The 20,428-nt window shown below is 46.2% G+C and carries 16 protein-coding genes; 8 read left to right on the top strand and 8 right to left on the bottom strand.

The features are described from left to right. Positions 1-6: 6 nt before the first annotated feature. The 5 genes from carB (at position 7) to F905_RS01510 (ending at position 6,798) form a co-directional block, all read left to right on the top strand. A complete protein-coding gene (gene carB / locus F905_RS01530; protein WP_005176308.1) occupies positions 7-3,237 on the top strand; it encodes a carbamoyl-phosphate synthase large subunit in 3,231 nt (1,076 codons plus the stop codon). Positions 3,238-3,329: 92 nt separating this feature from the next. Next, a complete protein-coding gene (greA, locus tag F905_RS01525) occupies positions 3,330-3,806 on the top strand; it encodes a transcription elongation factor GreA (protein ID WP_005176299.1) in 477 nt (158 codons plus the stop codon). 132 nt (positions 3,807-3,938) lie between these two features. Then, positions 3,939-5,375, top strand: a complete 1,437-nt coding sequence (locus F905_RS01520) for a cryptochrome/photolyase family protein (protein ID WP_005176298.1) — start codon at positions 3,939-3,941, stop codon at positions 5,373-5,375. Between the two features lie 42 nt (positions 5,376-5,417). Further along, the gene (locus F905_RS01515; protein WP_005176296.1) at positions 5,418-6,041 is read left to right on the top strand and encodes a CatB-related O-acetyltransferase; all 624 of its coding nucleotides are present in this window, start codon (positions 5,418-5,420) and stop codon (positions 6,039-6,041) included. Positions 6,042-6,360: 319 nt separating this feature from the next. Further along, complete coding sequence (locus F905_RS01510; protein WP_005176293.1) at positions 6,361-6,798, top strand: universal stress protein; 438 nt, start codon at positions 6,361-6,363, stop codon at positions 6,796-6,798. A 52-nt stretch (positions 6,799-6,850) separates the two neighbouring features. Here the strand turns inward: F905_RS01510 and F905_RS01505 are convergent, their stop codons facing one another. The 3 genes from F905_RS01505 to F905_RS01495 form a co-directional block, all read right to left on the bottom strand. Next, entirely contained in the window at positions 6,851-7,180 is a 330-nt protein-coding gene (locus tag F905_RS01505; RefSeq protein WP_168390664.1) for an MGMT family protein, read from the bottom strand. 137 nt (positions 7,181-7,317) lie between these two features. After that, entirely contained in the window at positions 7,318-8,223 is a 906-nt protein-coding gene (locus F905_RS01500) for a KPN_02809 family neutral zinc metallopeptidase (protein ID WP_005176288.1), read from the bottom strand. A gap of 47 nt (positions 8,224-8,270) precedes the next feature. Beyond that, positions 8,271-9,197: a DUF808 domain-containing protein gene (locus F905_RS01495; protein WP_005176286.1), complete on the bottom strand. Its 927-nt coding sequence runs from the start codon at positions 9,195-9,197 to the stop codon at positions 8,271-8,273. Positions 9,198-9,400: 203 nt separating this feature from the next. Here F905_RS01495 and trpS point away from each other — a divergent pair, with 203 nt between their 5' ends. From trpS to F905_RS01480, 3 genes are all read left to right on the top strand, one after another. Next, a complete protein-coding gene (trpS, locus tag F905_RS01490; protein WP_005176282.1) occupies positions 9,401-10,414 on the top strand; it encodes a tryptophan--tRNA ligase in 1,014 nt (337 codons plus the stop codon). A 405-nt stretch (positions 10,415-10,819) separates the two neighbouring features. Next, positions 10,820-11,467, top strand: coding sequence for a YqiJ family protein (locus F905_RS01485; RefSeq protein ID WP_005176281.1), 648 nt, complete (start codon positions 10,820-10,822; stop codon positions 11,465-11,467). Positions 11,468-11,492: 25 nt separating this feature from the next. Next, positions 11,493-13,223, top strand: a complete 1,731-nt coding sequence (locus tag F905_RS01480; RefSeq protein ID WP_005176277.1) for a flotillin family protein — start codon at positions 11,493-11,495, stop codon at positions 13,221-13,223. Positions 13,224-13,282: 59 nt separating this feature from the next. Here F905_RS01480 and pgaD read toward each other — a convergent pair whose 3' ends face one another. From pgaD to sucD, 5 genes are all read right to left on the bottom strand, one after another. Further along, positions 13,283-13,771, bottom strand: coding sequence for a poly-beta-1,6-N-acetyl-D-glucosamine biosynthesis protein PgaD (gene pgaD / locus F905_RS01475; protein ID WP_005176275.1), 489 nt, complete (start codon positions 13,769-13,771; stop codon positions 13,283-13,285). Further along, positions 13,764-15,032: a poly-beta-1,6-N-acetyl-D-glucosamine synthase gene (pgaC, locus tag F905_RS01470; RefSeq protein WP_171065070.1), complete on the bottom strand. Its 1,269-nt coding sequence runs from the start codon at positions 15,030-15,032 to the stop codon at positions 13,764-13,766. The genes pgaD and pgaC overlap by 8 nt, the downstream gene beginning before the upstream one ends. Continuing rightward, complete coding sequence (gene pgaB / locus F905_RS01465; protein ID WP_005176270.1) at positions 15,032-16,882, bottom strand: poly-beta-1,6-N-acetyl-D-glucosamine N-deacetylase PgaB; 1,851 nt, start codon at positions 16,880-16,882, stop codon at positions 15,032-15,034. The genes pgaC and pgaB overlap by 1 nt, the downstream gene beginning before the upstream one ends. Beyond that, positions 16,882-19,341: a poly-beta-1,6 N-acetyl-D-glucosamine export porin PgaA gene (pgaA, locus tag F905_RS01460; protein ID WP_005176267.1), complete on the bottom strand. Its 2,460-nt coding sequence runs from the start codon at positions 19,339-19,341 to the stop codon at positions 16,882-16,884. Before pgaA ends, pgaB begins: the two co-directional genes overlap by 1 nt. A gap of 188 nt (positions 19,342-19,529) precedes the next feature. Then, positions 19,530-20,420: a succinate--CoA ligase subunit alpha gene (gene sucD / locus F905_RS01455; RefSeq protein WP_005176265.1), complete on the bottom strand. Its 891-nt coding sequence runs from the start codon at positions 20,418-20,420 to the stop codon at positions 19,530-19,532. Between the last annotated feature and the right edge of the window lie 8 nt (positions 20,421-20,428).

The following is a 20,428-nucleotide window of genomic DNA, read 5'->3' as shown; positions in this document are numbered from 1 at the left end:
CAAATAATGCCAAAGCGTACGGATATTAAAAGCATCTTAATTATTGGTGCTGGTCCTATTGTTATCGGTCAGGCCTGTGAGTTTGACTACTCGGGTGCTCAAGCCTGCAAAGCGCTGCGTGAAGAAGGTTACCGCGTCATTCTGGTGAACTCGAACCCGGCGACGATTATGACTGACCCGGCAATGGCGGATGCAACCTATATCGAGCCAATCACCTGGCAAACCGTTGCAGCGATCATTGAAAAAGAACGTCCAGATGCAGTTTTACCAACCATGGGCGGCCAGACTGCACTGAACTGTGCCCTTGCTCTGGATGCCAACGGTATTTTAGAAAAATACAATGTTGAGCTGATTGGCGCGACTAAAGAAGCGATTGAAAAAGCAGAAGACCGTAAACTGTTTGACGAAGCAATGCGTAAAATTGGTCTGGAATGTCCAAAAGCTGCGATTGCGGAATCTATGGAAGAAGCGCTGGACATTCAGGCGCGCTTCGGTTTCCCTGTGATTATTCGTCCATCATTCACCATGGGTGGTTCTGGTGGCGGTATCGCGTACAACCGCGAAGAATTCCTTGAAATCTGTGAACGTGGTTTCGACCTGTCTCCGACTCACCAGTTATTGATTGATGAATCACTCATTGGCTGGAAAGAATACGAGATGGAAGTTGTTCGTGACAAAAACGACAACTGTATTATCGTCTGTTCAATCGAAAACTTTGACCCAATGGGCGTGCATACTGGTGACTCCATCACAGTTGCTCCGGCACAAACATTGACCGACAAAGAATATCAACTCATGCGTAACGCGTCTTTAGCGGTACTGCGTGAAATTGGTGTAGAAACCGGTGGTTCTAACGTTCAGTTCGGTATTAATCCGAAAGATGGCCGTATGGTTATCATTGAAATGAACCCGCGTGTATCGCGTTCATCTGCCCTTGCGTCTAAAGCAACAGGTTTCCCGATTGCGAAAATCGCAGCGAAACTGGCAGTGGGTTATACCCTGGATGAGCTGAAAAACGACATCACTGGCGGTACAACTCCTGCATCGTTCGAGCCATCAATTGACTACGTTGTAACCAAGGTTCCACGTTTCAACTTCGAAAAATTCCCGCAAGCAGATGCAACACTGACGACTCAGATGAAATCTGTGGGTGAAGTAATGGCAATTGGCCGTAACTTCCAGGAGTCTGTCAACAAAGCCCTTCGTGGTCTAGAAGTCGGTGCTTCTGGTTTTGATGAAAAAATCGAAGTGGGTACTGAAGGCGCACGCGAGAAAATCCTGCAAGAACTTAAAGTTCCAGGCCCAGAGCGTATCTGGTACGTAGCGGATGCCTTCCGTCATGGCTTCACTTTAGATGAAGTATTTGAAGCGACCAAAATTGACCGCTGGTTCCTGATTCAGATTGAAGACATCATCAATACTGAAAACCAGATCAAAACTTTAGGTTTCGGTGATTTAAACGCAGACAACATCCGTGCGTTCAAACGCAAAGGTTTATCGGATCTGCGTATTGCCAACCTGATGGGTATTTCACAAAAGCAATTCCGTAAACACCGCTGGAACCTGGGCGTGACTCCGGTTTACAAACGTGTGGATACATGTGCAGCAGAATTCGAATCTGATACCGCTTATATGTATTCAACATACGATGATGAATGTGAATCGAATCCATCTGCGAAAGACAAGATCATGGTCATCGGTGGTGGTCCTAACCGTATTGGTCAGGGTATCGAATTCGATTACTGCTGTGTACACGCGGCGCTTGCGATGCGTGAAGACGGTTATGAAACCATCATGGTGAACTGTAACCCTGAAACGGTTTCTACTGACTATGACACCTCAGATCGTCTGTACTTCGAACCAATTACTTTGGAAGATGTGCTTGAAATCGTGCGTACCGAGAAGCCTAAAGGCATTATCGTACAGTACGGTGGTCAAACACCGCTGAAACTGGCGCGTGCGTTAGAAGAGGCTGGTGCACCAATCATTGGTACATCTCCAGATGCGATTGACCGTGCCGAAGACCGTGAACGTTTCCAGCAAATGATTCAACGTCTGCAACTGCGTCAACCAAACAACAGCATCGTAAAATCTGCTGAAGAAGGTATTGCTGAAGCGGCGAAAGTGGGCTATCCACTGGTGGTACGTCCATCATACGTACTAGGTGGCCGTGCGATGGAAATCGTGTACAACGAAGAAGAATTGAAGCGTTACTTACGTGATGCCGTTCAGGCGTCGAATGATGCCCCTGTTCTTCTTGACCGCTTCCTGGATGATGCGATTGAAGTTGACGTAGACTGCGTATCTGACGGTAAAGATGTGGTGATCGGCGGGATCATGCAGCACATTGAACAGGCGGGTATTCACTCAGGTGACTCTGCATGTTCGATTCCACCTTACTCGTTATCAAACGAAGTACAGGACGAAATGCGTCGTCAAACCGTAGCGATGGCCAAAGAGCTGGGCGTTATCGGTTTAATGAACGTACAGTTCGCGGTAAAAGGCGATGACGTTTACATTCTGGAAGTGAACCCACGTGCTTCTCGTACCGTGCCGTTCGTATCTAAGTGTATCGGTGAATCATTAGCGAAAATTGCTGCACGTTGTATGGCGGGTCAATCTCTGGAGTCACAAGGCTTCACGACCGAGATTATTCCTGAGCACTTCTCTGTTAAAGAAGCGGTGTTCCCATTCAACAAATTCCCGGGTGTTGACCCAATTCTTGGCCCTGAAATGAAATCTACAGGCGAAGTGATGGGTGTGGGTAAAACTTTTGGTGAAGCATTCTACAAAGCTGTGTTAGGCTCGAATGAACGCTTACCAGGTTTGCCAACCGAAGGCGAAATCAAGCATGCATTCATTTCGGTACGTGATTCTGATAAACCACGTGCAGCAGGTATTGCCAAGCAGCTTGCAGACTTTGGCTTCAAAATTATCGCTACCGGCGGTACTTATGATGTGATCAAAGCTGCAGGAATTGAATGTGAACGTGTGAATAAAGTAACCGAAGGTCGTCCGAATATTGTGGACCGCTTGAAAAATGGCGAAATTCACCTCATTATCAATACCACTGAAGGCAAACAAGCGCAGCAGGATTCATTCTCAATCCGCCGTTCTGCCCTGCAAGGTAAGGTCTATCATACGACTACCCTGAATGGTGCCGATGCGGTATGCCAAGCGTTAGCCATTAAATTGCCGATGGATGTTTATCGTTTGCAAGATTTAAGCAAAGGTTAATTGTCTACCGAGAAGTCCCGTCACCTCTCGGTGGCGGGCTTTTTTTCATTTATAGAGCTGTATTTTTCTAATATTTAACTTGAGGGACAACAATGCAACGTTATCCTATGACTCCTGAAGGCAAAGTCGCCTTAGAGAAAGAATTACACCAGTTAAAAACTGTTGAACGCCCACGTATTACTGCTGCGATTGCAGAAGCACGTGAACACGGTGACTTAAAAGAAAATGCAGAATATCATGCGGCCCGCGAGCAGCAAGGTTTTTGCGAAGGCCGTATTCAAGACATCGAGGGTAAACTGGGCGCAGCTCAGGTTATTGATGTGAAAGAATTAGAGCAAAATGGCCGTGTGGTCTTTGGTGTTACAGTGACCATTGAAAACCTGGATACTGAAGAGCAGAAAACCTACAAGATCGTCGGTGATGACGAAGCAGATTTCAAAATTAACAAGATTTCTGTGAACTCTCCAATCGCGCGTGGTCTGTTGGGCAAAAATGAAGGCGATGAAGCAAAAATTGTAACACCACAAGGTGAAGTTGAGTACGAAATCGTCAGCGTTGAATACATCTAATCCTTAGATGGTTTGACATCCCAAAGCCCCTCTTCTGAGGGGTTTTTTTATTATCTTTCAAACAAAAGTTCACGAAAAAATTACAGCAAATGTATATGCTTTAATAGTCAATATTTTTCTATAAATTTTAAAATGCAGCTTATTTGGTTCCGTCAAGATTTAAGAATTCATGATCATGCAGCTCTTTGGCATACTCGCGAAGCTGGCCCTTGCATTGCCTTAGTCGTGCTATCGCCAAAACAATGGCAAGTGCACAATGATGCGCTAATTAAAATTGACTTCTATTTAAGACAACTGAATCATCTAAAAAATGAACTTGCCACGTTAAATATTCCACTTGTTATTTTAACTATTCCATTATGGAAAGACCTGCCAAATCAATTATTAAGCTTATGCCAAAATCATAATATTCAAGCTGTTCATGCCGATATAGAATTGGGTGTAAATGAATTAAAACGCGATGCTCAAACTCAACAGCTATTAGAAAAGAATAATATTCGTTTTGAGTTGTATCATGACCGAACTATTTTCCCTGTTGGAAGCATTCGTAATAAAACTGGTCTTCCATATCAAGTATTTGGTGCATTTAAAAAGCAATGCTATGAGAAACTCAGCATAAGCTTGCCACAATGCTACCCAACTATTGAGGTTCAAAAACCAATTCCACAGCACAATGACTTTACAAGAGAAGTTCCACAATTAAGTGATATTTACTCAGATTCAGAAGAAAAAGTAATCAGCGAATACCTACAGAATCTTTGGCAAATTGGTGAGCATCATGCTTGGGAACTTTTAGATGAGTTTATTGAAAATCAAGTTGAGTATTATCATATTGAACGTGATTTCCCGAATTTGAATAGCACGAGTAAACTTGCAGCTTATTTAAATATTGGCATTCTTTCTATTCGCCAATGTTTACAAGCTTTGTTTCGCCACAGTCACGGCTGTATGGAATTTGAAAACAATGGGCAACAAATTTGGTTAAATGAACTCCTTTGGCGTGAGTTTTATCAGCATATTTTATTCGACTACCCTCGCGTATCGAAAAACTTACCATTTAAATTAGACACTCAACGCATTGTATGGCGCAATGCTCCTGAAGATTTACAGGCTTGGCAGCATGGGCAAACAGGTATCCCAATTGTAGATGCTGGCATGCGACAGTTACTTGCAACGGGTTGGATGCATAACCGTGTTCGTATGATTTGCGCGATGTTTTTAAGCAAAAATTTACTGATAGATTGGCGTTTAGGCGAATCATGGTTTATGCAGCATTTAATTGATAGTGATTTAGCTGCCAATAACGGTGGATGGCAGTGGTGTGCATCTACAGGAACAGATGCTGCACCGTATTTCCGTATTTTCAACCCTGTAAGTCAGTCGCAAAAGTTTGATGCAAATGGCGATTATATTCGTCAATGGGTACCTGAAATTTCACATTTAAATGCGAAACAAATTCACGAACCTTATGCGAAAAATCCACAACTAAAATTGGATTATCCAAAGCCGATTGTAGATTTAAAAAGCAGTCGTGTTCGTGCAATTGAGGCCTTTAAGCATTTGAGTTAACTTCGGCTATAATGGCGTTACGCTTGTTCTTTGATTGCTCTTATGGCTGAACCCTTAATTAATTCCCCTGTTAAGCATTGGTGTGAATTCGAATTTATTTCTAAAACTATGAAAAACCCTAATATTCACATTAAGGGAAACTATTCTTATTATTCTGCTTATTGGGATCAGGGTTTTGAGCGTTGTGTTGTGCGTTATTTGCATGACAAGCCTTCTACGCCTGAGAAGCCAATTGATCAGCTTTATATTGGCAATTTCGTGTGTTTTGGGGCGGAATGCGTGATTATGATGGGCGGTAATCAGTTACACCGAACTGACTGGATTTCTGCCTTTCCGTTTGATACGCGCAGTTTTGTACCTGCTGGCGATACTGTCATTGGTGATGGTTGCTGGATTGGCTCACGTGCCATGATTATGCAAGGCGTGACGCTGGGTGAAGGTGCAATTGTGGCAACTGGTGCGGTCGTAACAAAAGACGTTCCACCTTATGCCGTGGTGGGAGGAGTTCCTGCCAAAATTATTAAATATCGCTTTCCACAAGAAGATATAGAAAAACTGCTTTCCCTTAAAATTTACGAGATGGATGAAAAGCAGTTTTTAAAGATGCGGGAACAGTTACAGACAGAGGATGTTGCTGCTTTGGTTGATTATTTCAAAGACTGCTGATTATTCCCTTGGACTTTTGCTTAGGCCAAGCATCAGGTCAAAACTTTCATCTAATCGATATTAAAACTCAAAAAACCTGAGCTAAACACATTCTAAAGCCAGACTTAATGAAATAAGCCTTCAACTTTAGTGTAAACTGCTGATTAATTACTTAAAAACATGTTAAATTAGAAAGGCTTAAACTTCCTTAAAAAAATAATTATCCCTATGAAATTACTGGGTTTTATTATTTAAAAATAAGCGCTAAGATAAGATTAAGGCAATAGAAAGTGTTCCCTCAATTTTTTATTGTTGAATGACACAATAAGGAGAAATAACGATGGCATTTCAACACATTTTAGTTCCAGTGGACGGTTCTGAAACTTCTTACGCAGCAGTTGCCAAAGCAGTCGAGCTTGCCAAAGCTTTCGGCAGTAAAGTAACCGTTGCACAGGTGTTAACACTCGATCCATATATTGCATCAGAATACATTTCAGCAGGCCAGACCAATGACCTGATTGAACGTGCGCGTGTGTCTATTCTCAAAACACTGGATGAAGCCAAAGCAAAATTCCAGGAACAAGGTGTAGCAGTTGAGTCTCGTCTGCTTGAAGGTCAAGTGATTCATCGTGAAATTGCACGTGCTGCAACTGAAATGAATGCAGACCTGATTGTGATGGGTTCTCATGGCCGTACCGGTTTGAAAAAGTTATTCCTCGGTAGCGTCGCGCAAAGCGTACTGGGCGAAGGTAATGTTCCTGTACTCATCGTACGTTAATCTTTCCTCCAGAAAATTCCCTGTACCTGCGGGTATGGGGAATTTTTTATTTTTAGGGCTGCCATTGATACTGCTTTAAGCTCACCTTGTTATTCAGGACCACTACACCCTCCTGTATCAGTTTTAACGCCTGTATATTTTCACCCTGCGCATTGATTTTGCTTAGGCTAATTTTCCCTTGCGCATTTAGCACCCGATGCCATGGCAACACATGCCCCGGTGCCAGATGTTTCAGTACATAACCCACCAGACGCGCATGTTTCGGCAAACCGGCCAGTTTTGCAATCTGACCATAGGTGGCAACTTTACCAGGTGGAATCTGGGCAATCACCGCGGTGATATAAGCGGCCAACTCCTGACTGGGACGTGCTGGAATAGACATAAAAAGAATCTTAGAGTGTTGAAATCTATTGGGATGAAAAGCTGTGCTGGTTAGAAAAGCTAGGCTTAAAAAACTAGAGGACATGCAGTTGCACATCCTCCTGTATTCACCTTGAGTTAAAAAGCGGATGCAACGCTTTAGATGGCTTGTCCAAAGGTATCGCAATCATTCATATTGCCCGACTTCAGACCAGTATTAAACCATTGCACGCGCTGGGCACTGGTACCATGGGTAAAGCTATCCGGCACTACTTGTCCACTCGAACGTTTCTGCAAATAGTCATCACCAATTTTATGTGCGGCATCCATCGCTTCCTGTACATCGCCCTGTTCCAGGAATTGAGTACGCTGATGGTTATGATGCGCCCAGACACCGGCCAGACAATCGGCCTGAAGTTCCTGACGAACCGATAACTGGTTGCCTTCGACCTGACTGGCACGCTGACGCATCTGCTGTACCTGTCCGGAAATCCCCAGAATGGTCTGAATATGATGGCCGACTTCATGTGCAATCACATAAGCCTGGGCAAAATCTCCAGCCTGATCCTGACGCGATAATTCGGTCTGGTTCTGCTCGCCGGAAATTCCCATCTGGGTGCGCATATCTTTAAAGAAACCAGTATCTAAATAGACTTTCTGATCGGCCGGGCAATAAAACGGCCCCATGGCAGCGCTGGCATTGCCACAGGCGGAACTGACCGCACCATTAAACATCACCAGTTTGGGTGGCACATATTGCTGGTTCAGCTGCTGGGCAAACACCTGCGTCCAGGTATCTTCGGTATCGGCCAGAATGGTACCAATAAACTCCATCGATTCCTGCTGCTCCGGCGTCGGATTTTCCAGACCACGCGTTTCCGCGCTCTGCCCCTGATTGGTCACCTGTTTGGTGGCCTGATAGGCTGTTTGCGGATCGACCCCAAAAAACTTCCAGGCCACAAAAGCCACCACCAGACCCAGAATACTGATCCCGCCGGCTTTGGCACCGCCACCACCGCGACGATCTTCTACATTGCTACTGACGCGACGACCTTTCCAACGCATAGCAATCTCCTTATTATCTTTATCTCTTGGCTAGAATTTTACATAGTTTAAGAGGCTTTGGAACGTGGCCAGACCTTTTTCACCAGACCAATTAGCGCCACCACAATCAAACCGGCAATAAAGCCCACAGCAAAATTGATCAAGGTTGGAGTAAGCGCACCAAAAATACTGCCGATATTGGGAATTTCCTGCACGTATTCCACACTGTCTTCGGTAAAGTGATGTACCAATGGAATAGCGTGGTTGATAATCCCGCCGCCCACCAGGAACATGGCCAGAGTCCCGACAATCGACAGGATTTTCATCAAGATTGGCGCAAAGGCCAACAAGCCGCGCCCGACCGACTGTTTAAAATTAGAAGCCTGTTCCGAGAGATGCAGCCCAATATCATCAATCTTGACAATAAATGCCACTAACCCATAGACCCCAATGGTCATGGCGATGGCAATAATACTCAGCACTGTGACTTTTACACCAAAGGCCGCGGTAGCTACAGTACCCAAGGAAATGACAATAATCTCTGCCGAGAGAATAAAGTCGGTCCGGACTGCCCCTTTGATTTTTTCATTTTCAAACGTGGCCAGATCGGTTTCGGTTTTAATTAATTCCTGCTGCGCTTCTTCGGCAGTTTTGGCTTTTTTCTTGTGCAAGGAATGCAGGACTTTTTCAACCCCTTCATAACATAAGAATAAACCGCCCACGACCAGTAACGGGTTAATCAGCCACGGCGCCACCACGCTAATCAGTAGAGCTAGAGGCACCAGAATCAGTTTATTGACAAAAGAACCTTTGGCCACGCGCCAGACCACCAGCAGTTCCCGCTCCGAACGTACACCGCTGACCTGCTGGGCATTCAGGGCCAGATCATCACCGAGTACACCGGCCGTTTTCTTTGCGGCCATTTTACTCATGACCGCCACATCATCTAAAACAGTGGCAATATCATCTAATAATAGTAATAAGCTACTCGCCATAATTTTTATCCTTATCGTGTTCTAGGCTTATTCTAAGGAGAAATCTTCCAAAACTCTGTATTTACTTCATTAATAAATCTTTAAAATTTCCAGACAATTGTTGATTCTGTTCGGCTTATCCCGTGACATTCAAAAATATTATGCCGTACAATGTAGCCCAATCATCGGTATAGAAATGTCGTAACAACGACTTGGAAGAGATAATGAGTAATCAAGATAATCGTCCTGTTATTTTGACTGGCGACCGTCCAACCGGACAACTTCACCTCGGTCATTTTGTAGGTTCTTTACGTTCACGTGTAGGTTTACAGGATTCTCACCATCAACATCTTTTACTTGCCGATGCTCAAGCCCTGACTGATAACGCCGACAACTTTGAAAAAGTACGTCGTAATATTATTGAAGTGGCGACCGATTACCTGGCCGTGGGCATTGACCCGACCAAAACCACCATTTGTGTTCAGTCTTGCCTGCCGGCCTTGAATGAACTGACCATGCTGTATTTAAACTTTGTCACTGTGGCACGTTTAGAGCGCAACCCGACCATTAAATCTGAAATTCAGATGCGTGGTTTTGAACGTGATATTCCAGCTGGTTTCCTGTGCTATCCAGTTGCCCAAGCGGCCGATATTACCGCGTTTAAAGCGACTGTAGTGCCCGTGGGTGAAGATCAGATTCCTATGATCGAACAGACCAACGAAATTGTACGCCGCATTAACCGTCAGGTAGGTCAGGACCTGCTGCCTGAATGTAAAGCATTGCTGTCGAATGTTGGCCGTTTACCTGGTTTTGATGGTAAAGCCAAAATGTCAAAATCATTGGGCAACACCATTGTGCTCGATGCTACTGACAAAGACATTAAAAAAGCAGTAAATGCCATGTACACCGACCCGAACCACCTCCGCATTGAAGATCCGGGCCAGGTTGAAGGCAACGTGGTATTTACCTACCTAGATGCTTTCGATCCGAACAAAGAAGAACTGGAAGAATTAAAAGCCCATTATCGCCGTGGTGGTCTGGGTGATGGTACCGTGAAAAAACGTCTGGAAGGCATTTTAAAAGAGCTGATTGGTCCAATCCGTGAACGCCGTTTAGAACTGGCCAAAGATCCGGATTACATCATGGATATCTTAAAGACCGGTACCGATAAGTGCCGTGACATTACTCAAGCCACTTTAGATGAAGTTAAAGCCGGTTTAGGGGTGTTCCGCTTCTAAGCCCCATGCTGATCTTGAAAAGCCTTTCCTCGCGAAAGGCTTTTTTATGCTACGTTTACAATGATAGAGAAAATATGGAGAGAAATGTCACACAATTTTTATAGAAGCAACAATCTTTAACATGAATTTACCTGAACGCTGCTGAACCCAGCCCAACGCCGGCGTATTCTAGTCACATGTTCTAGGAGCAATCCTAATTCATAACATTTCTCCTTTACCGAAACTGTGCAAGCAGATTCGTTGTTCTACGCAATGATCACCCCAATCATTGCGTATTTTTTTGCCTAAAATATGCAGGTTTTTTAGACAAAAACGCGGCCTAATGCTATGCTAGGCGCATTCAATAATAATATATATTTTGAATATCAATAATTTAAACACAACAGAACAATAGAGTATTCAGTTATGTGGGATTTGCTCACTCACCCTTCCAATCTGATTTTTAGTGTCTGTATCTGCCTGCTGTTTTTCTTTGCCCTGCTGGAAGTGTTTCTGTTACTGGCCGGTGGCGGCAGTCAGGGCATTCTGGACCAGTTTCTGCCGGATGACTTAATTCCGCATAAAGATGTAGAAGTGAATATTGATGGTTCTAGTGGCCTGTTGGTCCAGTTTCTGGACTGGCTGTACATTGGCCGGGTACCGCTGCTGATCTGGCTGATTATTTTCCTGACCTTATATGGTTTGTCTGGCCTGATTTTACAATCAGTGCTGTTTCAATGGATCGGTCAATATATTACAGCCTGGATAATGGCACCGGCCTGTCTGTTTCTGAGCATGCCCCTGGTGCGTTATAGCGCCATGCTGATTGCCCGCATTTTACCGCAAGATGAAACCACCGCCATTTATAGTGACGAGCTGATTGGCCGCACAGCCACCATTATTTTAGGTGTGGCTACTCCCAATTCTCCGGCAGAAGCCAAAGTGCAGGATCAGCATGGTCTGACCCACTATATTCTGGTAGAACCGGAACAGGACGAAAGTTTTCAACAGGGTCAATCCGTAATTTTAACGGGGAGAACCAAAATTGGCTTTTATGCCATGCATTTAAATTAACAACTGAAAAACACAAGAGATAACAATGTTAAGTTCAAATATGTATAACGTCTTGATTATTGCCGGAATTATTTTCCTGGCCTTATTTGTGATTGGTTTAATCCTGGCCCGCCTGTATCGCCGCTCTAGCAAGGAAATTTCCTTTGTGCGTACCGGTTTTGGCGGTGAGCATGTCATTCTCGGCGGGGGGGCGATTGTGTTACCGGTGCTGCATGAAATTATTCCGGTCAATATGAATACCCTGCGTCTGGAAGTGCGCCGTGCTGAAGATCAGGCCCTGATTACCCGCGACCGTATGCGTGTCGATGTCATGGCCGAATTTTATGTGCGGGTTAAACCGACCGCTGAATCTATTGCCACCGCAGCACAAACGCTGGGGCAAAAAACCATGTCCCCAAATGAATTAAAAAATCTGGTCGAAGGTAAATTTGTCGATTCTTTACGTGCCGTAGCCGCAGAAATGGCGATGGAAGAACTGCATGAAAAACGCGTCGACTTCGTACAGAAAGTACAGCAGGTGGTGTCGGAAGATCTGTTTAAAAACGGTCTGGAACTGGAAACTGTATCTTTAACCGGACTGGATCAGACCAGTTTCCGCTACTTTAACCCGCAAAATGCTTTCGATGCCGAAGGTCTGACCAAATTAACCGAAACCATTGAAGACCGTCGTCGTAAACGTAACGACATTGAACAGGATGCCGACTTAGCCATTAAAGCCAAAAACCTGGAAGCCGAACAGGCGCGCCTGCAGATTCTTCGTGAAGAAGAATATGCCAAGTTACAGCAAGAACGTGAAATTTCGGTACGCCGTGCTGAACAGCTGGCGGAAATTGCAGCCCAGGAAGCAGCCAAAAAACGTGAAGCGGAAGAAGCCCGCATTGCTGCTGAACGTGAAATTGAACTGAAACGGATTGGCTCAGCACGTGATGTCGCCAATGAAAATATTTTAAAAGAACAGCTAGTCCAAAAAGCCCAGGTAGAACAGAAGAAAACCATTGAGCTGGCCGAACAGGACCGCGCCATTGCCATTGCGGAAAAATCCCGTGCCGAATCTGAAGCCAAAGCGCAGGCCGATTTAGCCCGTGCTCAAGCGGTAAAAGCAGAAGAAGAAGTGATTACCGTACGTGAAACCCAGCGCGCAGAACGAGCCAAGGCAGTCGAGCTGGTGGCTGCCAAGCAGGCCGCTGAAAAAGATGCGATTGCCATTACTGTTGCTGCTGAAGCCGGCAAACAGGCGGCGGTCGATGAAGCGGAAGCGGTGCGGATTACCGCAGAAGCCAATGCAGAACAGCTGCGTTTAAAAGCGCGTGGTGAAGCCGATGCCAAAGTCCTGCTGGCACAAGCGATGGAAAAACAGTATCAGGTTGATGCTGAAGGTACCCGTGCAGTCAACGAAGCCAATAACATCCTGTCGACGGAACAGGTCGAAATGCAGGTACGTCTGGCCATGCTGAAATACCTGCCAGAAATTATCCGTGAAAGCGTCAAGCCAATGGAAAATATTGATGACATCAAGATTCTGCACGTCAATGGTTTAAATGGGATGGGCAGCGCACATGTCGATGGCAGCGAACACGGTCATGGTCAAGTGGCCCTGTCTGATCAGGTGGTGAACAGTGCCCTGCGCTATCGTTCGCAAGCGCCGTTAATTGACAGCCTGATGAGTGAATTGGGTATCCACGGCGGTGATATTAACGGTCTGACCCAAAGCCTGAAATCTCAGCCGAAAATCAATCAGGAAATTTCATCAACTTAAATGAGGTGAATAAAAAAACGCAGCTAAGGCTGCGTTTTTTATGGCTGTTTTTCAATGTTCTATGATGAAGACAGTGGCTGATGAACTTCAAATTTTTCCAGCTGTCCATCTTGATCATAATGTAAGGTCAGATTTTTGGCCTGCTGCAAATACGCCATTTCAGTTGTGTCGACCTGAAAACTTTCCGCCAGCTGCTCAGTCTGAATATGCTCCGGAAAAGCCCGGCGCTCATTATCACGAAAACGCAGCCAGTTATACACAGCCCAGATCAGCAGAATCAGAATAAACACCATAATCGCCAGCCCCAGATAAAACAGGCTGAACGAGCTTTGCGGTGCCGACATCACAAACAGCTGCTCATATACGGTATAGCCCTGAAACAGCCACAGCAACATAGTGATCAGAGGCAGGAATAACCAGATCCAGGCCAGCCAGCCCAGAAAGAATAGTCCATAGCCTGCGGCCTTGTTACGTACATAGCGCGGCTCATCAATATATTCTGGTAGCTCCAGCTGAGCTTCATCCTCAATCATTTTAAATTTAGCCATGCTCGTGCTCCTTGGTAAAACCACGGTCCGGGCTGACCCAGCGTGCACGTTTCTGCTTTTTCAGCAAAGTTTTTGGCACAGACACCACCGTGGTCAGCGCGGTAATCAGCCAGAAAAATAGCGGATACCAGATTACCCAGAAATAGGTTCTCAAGGTACGGTTTTTATCATATTGATGATCGATCATTAAGCTGACCAGAAACTGCAGCAAACAGGTCAGGCCCAAAATCACCCCGTACCACTGCGGCAGAATCGATTGAATCGCCCACTCACCCGGCAAGGGGAAAAACAGCCCATAAAAATACAGCACAAAGATGCCCATAATCACATAGGCCCATAGCACGCTGATGATCGATTCAATCACAATCGGCCACATCCGTCTAAGGCGCCATTTAAACAGTTTTGGCACATAGGCAATCAGCACTTCAATCCCGCCTTGTGCCCAGCGCAAGCGCTGTTTCCAGAGACCTTTAAACGTTTCCGGCATATAGATATAACACAGGGCTTTGGGCACATATTGCAAATCCCAGTGGTCGAACTGCAAACGCCACGAAACATCAATATCTTCCGTAATCATGTCATCACGCCAGTAGCCAATCCGGTCCAGCGCGGTTTTACGAAAACCGGCAATCGCACCTGATACGGTAAAAATCCGGCCATAGGTGCGCTGCGCGCGTTTAATCAATCCAATAATCGAGGAAAACTCACCAACCTGAATTTTACCGAGCACACTGGAACGGTTAATAATCCGTGGATTACCGGTAACCGCCCCGACACGCGGAAAGCTGGTCAGCTGATGCATCATCCAGAATACTGCGTGTGGATGCAGCAGCGCATCACCATCAATACAGACCAGAAATTCATAGCGACTAACCATTGCCCCGGCTCTTAAGGCATAGGCTTTGCCCTGGTTTTCGGCCAGATGGACCACCCGTAGCTTTGGATATTGCGTGGCCAGCTCATCCAGAATTGCTGCAGTCCGGTCCTGACTGCCATCATTGACTGCAATCACTTCAAATTCCGGATACTGGCTTTGCATGGCAAACTTGATGGTACGTCTGACCTGCTCTTCTTCATTGAAGCAAGGAATGATAATACTGCAGCCTTCATCGCTCGGTTCAGGGAAATGATCCTGACGATGTTCCCGTTTAAAATAAAACCAGATCCCGCCCGCAATCCACAGCCAGGCCATCAACAAGGGATATAAAAATGCAAAACCAAAATAAAAATCGTTAAAACTCAATTTCGAGAACACTTCCATCATTGCGGCTCTCCCTGTTCCAGGACATAGGGATCACGATAACTCAGCGGACTTGCATTCAGGCTCAACGCCCGGTACAGGTGCTGATGCACGGCCTGCCCATGGGTCGGCTGATAATTATCAATACCAATTTTTTGAATGCCCTGACGTCTTAGCTGCTGATACATCTGCTGATAATGTCGCCAGTCTGTTGCAGTGCTGTCCGGATTAATCTGCAAGTTAATCATCAAATGCTGCTTTTCCCGCTCATTTAACTGGTTTAAAGCCTGATGCACATGTTTGATGGCTTGGGGGGATGCCAACGGATCGACAGCCAGATACAGGAAATCGGCATGATCCGGCAGTTGCTGCAGCAGTTTTTTCAGTCCGTCAAGTGGCTGATTCTGAATCTCCAGCTTTAATGCAGTCTGATAGTTGTTACTGATATTGGCATAGTATTTACCCTGGCTTTTGGTCCGGTTCTTGATGCTCAATACCTGTTGCAGCTGTGCCTGACAGCTTGCATTCCATTCGGCCTGAAATACAGCGCAATGTAACGCATCGCCGGTTTCAATCATCAGCCCTTCAATCGAGCTGTTGTTTTTCACCAGATCTGCGGTCAATTCTGCCAGATCATAACCTTGCCGGGTTTCCAGACTCAGCGGCATTTCTGCATATACCCGATTAGCAATCCGGGTCCGGGCCTGCCATACCACCCGGTTCAGCAAATCCTGAGCCACTGGCAAGCTTCGATTCGGAAAATAAGCTACATCAATTTTGCCATCGGCATTCTGATCGGCCACCGCATTCAGGACCAGCGTATTGGATTGAAAGGCATTGACCTGATTGAGCAGCTGGCTCAGATGTGCTTCTGATGCGGTGATATTGCTCCCCGCCAGATCTGCCAGGTTAATGCGTAATAAACTTTTACGCTGCTTATGCGGCGCCCGGCTATTCATTAAGAAGTCTTTAATTTCACCAAACACTTCTTCAGGTGATGGGTTTTCCGTAATCAGGGCACGCTGATAGGTGGTATCGGCATCAGCCAATGTCAGTACGCTGCCCAGACTAAACGACATTGGTAGACCGGCTTCACGGGCCAGCGCTTCAGTTTCCTTGGTCACCGCACCATACGGCCAGAAAATAGCACGGGTATTAATTCCTAATTCACGATCTAGAATCTGCTTCGATTGACGTAAATCTTTCACCACCCGCGTCGCATAGGCGCGATCAGATTCATAACGCTGCTGGGCCGGGAAATATTCACGGGTAATCGCGGCCGGCTGCTGGTTCAGCTGCGGATTGGCAATAATCCCGTGATGCAGGTCATCACTATGTGAGGCAAACTCGACCAGACCGGATTGCTGCATTTCACGCATCTGCGGCCAGTTCATCAGGTTGCCCTCTCCATAGGCTTCATAGGCATCTTTGGTATTGCCATTAATCCAGCTGGTCGGAATAGCAAAAACAGCCGGAACCTGATGCAGCTTTAATAAGGGGAAAATATGGCTATAGCTGCTGAGCGCGCCATCATCAATAGTTATTAATACTGCTTTTTCCGGTAAGGCTGTCTTATGCTGACGGGCCTGCCAGACATCTTCTAACCGAATAGGCTGCCAGCCATGTTCCCTGATCCATTGCAGGAACTGGGCAAAGTTATGGGTGCTGATGGCGTATAGATCACGGTCACCCTGTTTGGCAACGTCATCACGCACATCATGAAAAGTTAAGGTAACAAATTCATAGGCCTGCGCATCAAGCGGCGCTGTAGTTGCTGCTGGCGCTGTGCTGGTCTCGGCCTGCACGGTCAAAGGAGAATAAACACATGCAGCGATACAGGCACTCAGGAGTAAAGCGGGTTTCATTTGCATTAGAATCGTCCTTCAAAGCCGAATACTGCATAGGTTTTTTCTTCTGTTTTGCCATCGTACGGATGGCTGCCCCAACCAATGCCATAGTGCAGTTTCCAGGTTCGTGACACACGCCAGTCATGGCGATAAAACAGGTTATATATCGGCTCATTGGAATAATCTTTCTGTCCAAATGTGCCCAGCGTCAGTTCAAAATGCTGATTAAAATGTTGCTCATAACGACGCCAGGTCATCCAGTCATGTTCCAGTTTCAGCTCTAAACTATGGCTGGATTCAGGATTAAAATAATCCACGGCGACGGGCTTATTTTTTCCATAATAGCCGCTGAGCGTGGCACGACTCAGATGATGCGGGGCCTGATAAAACTGCTGGCTAAAATAGGCCTGATATTCCTGACGGGTGTTGCCATCATCAATATCGGTCAATTGAAATTGTGCACCGGCTTTACGCGACTCGTTGGCCTGCCAGTTGAGGCCAGCCCGATACGACTGTCCTTCATGTGCTTTGGCCACTGCCTGCAACGGAATATCGGCCTGGGTATTCACCGCCAGATGATATTGCCAATGATCATTTAACCAGTGTGACCAGTCCAGTGCAGCGCCCACACGGTCTTCATCTAAAGATTGAGACAGCAACAGGCTGGCATACTTGCGATCTTTGGACCAGGCCACACCCAGACCTAAACGCGGATCATCCAGGGTGCCATCTTCATAACGCCCCTGCCGATGCTGATGGTCAATAAAAACCTGATAATGCTCATTTAGCCACGGGCTGTTAAGACGGGTCCAATGGGTACGCTCTTCTGAACCTTTTAAACGGTTCAGCAACTGTTCCTGATCGGAACGACTTTCAGAAAAATAACTTTCATGCTGAATGCTGAAATGATCGCGATCCTTTAATTCTTTGCGGCTTAATTGCACACCGGTATCATCTGCAGCCGTCTGTAACAAGGCCTGATTCGGCTGACGCCAGCCCCTAATATCATTCAGGGCTTGGGCATTTTGCATCTGGTTAATCTGGGTGATTTGACTGACCTGATCCAGGCCATTCCACTGCTCCAGCGTTTGTTGGGAAGTCAGTGGTTTTTCACGCCAGCGCTGAATTTGTGCCAGATTGTTCTGATAGGCCAGATTATTCGGTGCAATTGAAACCAGGGTTTCAAAATACTGCTCGGCTTTGGCATGTTCGTTGCGGTAGGCATAGTTCAGCCCTTTTAAAGCCAGATACTGCTCCCGGTCTTCATGGGTACTGCGGTCCACGCCTTTGGCCTCGCTATAACGATAACGCGGTAACTGACGGTCCATGTCCTGAATCAGCTGATCAGCCTGCTTGAATTTTTCCTGTTCGATATAGGCATAATACAAACCGGCATACACCGTATAGTCTGCATAGTTCTTTTCCTGAAACAGGCTTAAATACACCGGTTCAGCCAGTTCCGGTTGTCGGGTGGCCAGATAGGCATCGGCAATGGCATGGCGTACATAAGCCGGCCAGTTTGCAATTGGCTGATGCTGCTGTTGCACAATTTTCAAGACCTGCTGATGACGCTTACGCTGTCCCAAGGCATACAGATAATCGGCATAGAATGCGCGCTGCAGTTCGGCGTCAGCTGCCACCTGTGGTTCATGTGCAGCCATATCGGCCAGTACCGCATCCAGCTCGGTATAGGCTGTTGCATATTCACTGCGCAGTTGTGCCGTTTTATAGGCCTGTACTGCATTCTGAATCCGGGTAGAAAACTGGTGCTGTTTGACTTGCAATAATAAACGAGGATGGCTATGTGCTAACTGTTGTTGCAGCAGATAGTTCTCTGCTGCATGATGCTTGCCAGTAAGCATCAGCGACAGTACATATTGTTCATGGCCTGCAATGCTGCTTTGCTTTTTTAATCCGGCTTCGGCTGCCTGCAAGGCTTGTACCGGCATATTCAGGATACGATAGGTATAAGACAATAAACTCAGGTCATCGGCACTAAGCTGTTGCCATTGCAGGTTTTTCAGCAACGTTTTAGCGGCTGCTGCCTGACCCGACTCGGCTTCCAGTACCGCGTGCCAGACTTTGCCGCTGGCCTGGGTATTTAAAGGCTGAAACCGGGCCAGATACGCTTTGGCCTGAGCGTACTGCTTGGCATCACGGAGCACCTTGATAGCGCTGACCTGGGCATAGGCAGGAAAGGTTTTAGGTTGAATCTGCTGCGTTAGGCGGTATAAATCCTGTGGATGTACCACAGGCTGACCATAGGCCAAAACTAGATAATCCGCAATTAACTTTTGATCTGTGGGAAATTGAGCTAATAACGCCTGCAAGCGATTGAGTCCAGAGACCACCTGCCCGGACCGAACCATCTCCACCGCGTGCTCACGTTGCTGATCAAGCGTATTGGCATGAGCAGAAGAAAAAAATAAAAAAGAGCAAAGCGACAGACACTGAATCGGCATGATCGTTGTTATTTTGATCATATAAATTCTCAAGTTTCTGATAATTATTGTTCGATATTCTATTAAAGTGTGATGTAAATCACAATTACTAAAACAATCATTTTATTTGTTTTGTATGCTTTACTTTTTCCTCAATAGAAGCGTCATCATTATCTATGTTCTTTGCCATAAAAAACCCCAAGAACTGGGGTTTTTTAGTCAGGTAGGTTTTACACCAAACCTTTGTCCTGCAATACTTTCAGCATGGTTGAACCGAGCTCGGCCGGGCTACGGGTATAAGCCATTCCGGCACGTTCAAAGGCAGCAAATTTCTCCTCTGCGGTTCCTTTACCGCCAGAAATAATCGCGCCAGCATGGCCCATGCGTTTGCCTTTTGGTGCGGTTACACCGGCAATATAGCCCACCACAGGCTTGGTCACATGCGCCTGAATGTATTCGGCTGCTTCTTCTTCGGCTGTGCCGCCAATCTCACCAATCATGATAATGGCTTCAGTTTGAGGATCGTCCTGAAACAGTTTCAGACAGTCAATCTGGTTCATGCCCGGAATCGGATCACCGCCGATGCCGATACAGGTCGACTGGCCCAGACCCAATTTGGTGGTTTGCGCAACCGCTTCATAGGTCAGCGTTCCTGAACGCGAGATAATCCCGATTTTCCCTGGCTGATGAATATGACCTGGCATAATCCCGATCTTACATTCGCCCGGGGTAATAATACCCGGACAGTTCGGGCCGATTAAGCGTGTACCATTACCATTGGTTTCTAAATAGCGTTTGGCTTTTAGCATATCTAGGGTTGGTACACCTTCGGTAATTACCACAATCAGTTCAATACCGGCATCGACTGCTTCAACAATCGAGTCCAGTACAAAAGGTGCGGGTACATAAATCACCGAAGCATCGGCCTGAGTTTCACGGACCGCCTGCTTCATGGTGTTAAATACTGGCAGGTCTAAATGGGTTTGACCACCTTTACCTGGAGTTACACCGCCGACAACACGCGTGCCATAATCCAGCGCCTGGGCCGAATGGAAGGTTCCGTTTTTACCGGTGAAGCCCTGAACCAATACTTTTGTGTCTTTATTTACTAATACGCTCATGATGCATC

The sequence above is a fragment of the Acinetobacter sp. CIP 53.82 genome, assembly GCF_000369465.1.
GTDB classification, from domain to species: Bacteria; Pseudomonadota; Gammaproteobacteria; order Pseudomonadales; family Moraxellaceae; genus Acinetobacter; species Acinetobacter indicus.
This window is presented reverse-complemented; position numbering and strand designations above follow the sequence as displayed.

Bases quoted from the DNA above. Each gene is read 5' to 3' on its own strand.
- carB (WP_005176308.1), top strand. From the start codon at position 7: ATGCCAAAGCGTACGGATATTAAAAGCATCTTAATTATTGGTGCTGGT.
- greA (WP_005176299.1), top strand. From the start codon at position 3,330: ATGCAACGTTATCCTATGACTCCTGAAGGCAAAGTCGCCTTAGAGAAA.
- F905_RS01520 (WP_005176298.1), top strand. From the start codon at position 3,939: ATGCAGCTTATTTGGTTCCGTCAAGATTTAAGAATTCATGATCATGCA.
- F905_RS01515 (WP_005176296.1), top strand. From the start codon at position 5,418: ATGGCTGAACCCTTAATTAATTCCCCTGTTAAGCATTGGTGTGAATTC.
- F905_RS01510 (WP_005176293.1), top strand. From the start codon at position 6,361: ATGGCATTTCAACACATTTTAGTTCCAGTGGACGGTTCTGAAACTTCT.
- F905_RS01505 (WP_168390664.1), bottom strand. From the start codon at position 7,180: ATGTCTATTCCAGCACGTCCCAGTCAGGAGTTGGCCGCTTATATCACC.
- F905_RS01500 (WP_005176288.1), bottom strand. From the start codon at position 8,223: ATGCGTTGGAAAGGTCGTCGCGTCAGTAGCAATGTAGAAGATCGTCGC.
- F905_RS01495 (WP_005176286.1), bottom strand. From the start codon at position 9,197: ATGGCGAGTAGCTTATTACTATTATTAGATGATATTGCCACTGTTTTA.
- trpS (WP_005176282.1), top strand. From the start codon at position 9,401: ATGAGTAATCAAGATAATCGTCCTGTTATTTTGACTGGCGACCGTCCA.
- F905_RS01485 (WP_005176281.1), top strand. From the start codon at position 10,820: ATGTGGGATTTGCTCACTCACCCTTCCAATCTGATTTTTAGTGTCTGT.
- F905_RS01480 (WP_005176277.1), top strand. From the start codon at position 11,493: ATGTTAAGTTCAAATATGTATAACGTCTTGATTATTGCCGGAATTATT.
- pgaD (WP_005176275.1), bottom strand. From the start codon at position 13,771: ATGGCTAAATTTAAAATGATTGAGGATGAAGCTCAGCTGGAGCTACCA.
- pgaC (WP_171065070.1), bottom strand. From the start codon at position 15,032: ATGGAAGTGTTCTCGAAATTGAGTTTTAACGATTTTTATTTTGGTTTT.
- pgaB (WP_005176270.1), bottom strand. From the start codon at position 16,882: ATGCAAATGAAACCCGCTTTACTCCTGAGTGCCTGTATCGCTGCATGT.
- pgaA (WP_005176267.1), bottom strand. From the start codon at position 19,341: ATGATCAAAATAACAACGATCATGCCGATTCAGTGTCTGTCGCTTTGC.
- sucD (WP_005176265.1), bottom strand. From the start codon at position 20,420: ATGAGCGTATTAGTAAATAAAGACACAAAAGTATTGGTTCAGGGCTTC.